General features: G+C 40.9%; 3 protein-coding genes. All 3 read right to left on the reverse strand.

Going from position 1 to position 2,192, the window contains the following annotated elements; translation table 11 throughout:
• Positions 1–197 precede the first annotated feature (197 nt).
• Positions 198–470, reverse strand: coding sequence for a hypothetical protein (locus tag A1QO_RS07345; RefSeq protein WP_141707121.1), 273 nt, complete (start codon positions 468–470; stop codon positions 198–200).
• Positions 471–613: 143 nt separating this feature from the next.
• Complete coding sequence (locus A1QO_RS07350) at positions 614–997, reverse strand: GFA family protein (protein WP_017040584.1); 384 nt, start codon at positions 995–997, stop codon at positions 614–616.
• Positions 998–1,700: 703 nt separating this feature from the next.
• The coding region (locus A1QO_RS07355) for a hypothetical protein (protein ID WP_206743927.1) at positions 1,701–2,192 on the reverse strand (492 nt) is incomplete at its 5' end.

Raw genomic sequence — 2,192 nt, forward strand, 5'->3', positions numbered from 1 at the left:
AAAAACGATATTCGCGACAACAACAGAAACTACCGTCACCTCAAAACCTTTCAACGTAATAGGCCGCCTAACGCCCAATTAAGTAGTGAGCAACGCCACCACCAAACCTGAATCTTTGCCCCGTAATCACTAAAGCCAAACCAAAGCAAAACTGCCGAGCGTTGAGAATCTGCTTGAATTGTTTGTTAGGCGATTTTCTACGGACAGACGTCTGATACTTCACCTTCTTCACAAGGAAAACAGCTCAAGACTTCGTTACCTTCATAGATATAGCAAACTTCCCCTATTTCATCATTCACAATAAAAGAACGGTTCAATTCGGAAGAGAAGTAATGAGTGAACTCCATGCCTTGGTCTGTAAACCTGTGTCCAGAGGCGCTATCGTCCACAACCTGAAGTATCGAATCAACTGTTTGGAAGGATTCATAATATTCATCGTCTACCGACGCAATTACTGATGCCGGTAACATTGCAAGGAGTATTATCCTAGGTCCAAAAATGTTCATTTTAACTCCTGTCGCCTAACGCCGCATTAAGCGGACAAAAATAGTGGGTTAAAATGTGTAGCGAAGCGAAACGTAACCCACTGTTTTTATTCCGTTTAAATGCCTTGTTATAACTTTATTGTGTCAGAAGGATGATGTATCCCATCGTATATTTTTACTGGCTCGAGTTCATAAGGGTTTACACCTTCAAGGCAAGCCACATTAATTGCAAATTGATGTGGATTTGAGCGTCTTTGATGATGAGTATAAATACCGCAAGTTTTACAAAAATAGTGTTTTGCAGCCATTGTATTGAATTGATACAAGCTGAGATTATCTTCACCTTTAACAATTTTTAGATTCTCCAATAGAACAGAGGCTGCTATTGCGCCTCTTTTACGGCACATAGAACAAGAACACCGCCTTGGATCTTCCAACCCCTTGGGCATTTTCAACTCTAATTCAACTTTGCCACAATGACACGTAGCTTTATGTACTTGTTTAATATCCATATACATTCTCCATATTGTAGAAACTAGAAATTACGAATGAGTTATAACGCCTTGCTAAGGTGTGAGTAACGCAATACAAAAGCTACCGCACGGCGCCTTAATCACCCTAAGCCACTGCATAGTAAAAATGCCACGCGTTACGAATCACTCTTAAGCAATTTGTTAGTACATGCGCTACTTCTATTTATGCGCCCCAAGATATTGAAAAGTGGCATGATATGAAAGGCTTTGAACACTGAAGTGAGACGGGCAGCTACAAAACTTAAACTCGATTAAGAGACGAGAGTTGGCTAGAAGAAAAATGCACTGACCTGCCCTACTTTCACAGGCTTCAAATTAGAAAAGGATTCGATCCTCTAACTCCAACGGCAGCACCAAAGAAAGACAATTCTGACGTAGTAAAAACCAAGAAAATGAAGAAGCGCCAAAAAATAGGCTAAGAGTTAGAAGCCGTAAACGGTGAAATCAAAGCAAACACTCCGCATATAGTGCCACCGGAAAGAACGTGAAATGCACACACTCAAAGGTGTAAAGACGAACGCCAAAATAGATAAAAACCAAAGCTTATGACCTTTGATGCCAGACCCGTACTAACGCTTTGCTAAGTAGCAGCTAACGCACGACACTCAAGCAAAGCCACCGTAATCACTAAACTAGACCGAACCAAAAATGCCACACGTTAGCTGTCTGCTTGAGCATCTTGTTATGTGGCTTTCCCAACAGTATTGTCTGGCAACTGTGAATTTAAATTAAATATCAGAAACTCTTCCAACGCTGATGCTTCAAAGAATAGCTCTTTTGGGACAGCCCAAGTCACTATACTTGTAGGTTGCTGACTCCATGTATGACCACTTTTCGGAATAGCTGACTTTCGATCAGGGCTATACATAAAATAGCTACCAACTCTATAGCCTAAATCTTGAAGGGACGCTTTCCCAATATAAAGCACCTTGCCCCTAGAAAAAATTGCATATACTCCTCGTTCACCGCTGTTCGGCCATGTTTCCGGCCAATATAGCTTTGCATTGGGAACAATACTCTTATCTGAAAAAAGGCTATAAATCTCGCTTCTACGTATTGGAGGTAACTCTGCTCTCCGATATTCTAAGCTAAAACGTAAAACCAAATTATCAATGTCTTTCAACGATGCCATTAAATCTCCTGCCACATAACGCTCTGCTAAGCGGCAAATAAA

The organism is Vibrio genomosp. F10 str. ZF-129, from assembly GCF_000287055.2.
In the GTDB taxonomy this organism is placed as follows: domain Bacteria; phylum Pseudomonadota; class Gammaproteobacteria; order Enterobacterales; family Vibrionaceae; genus Vibrio.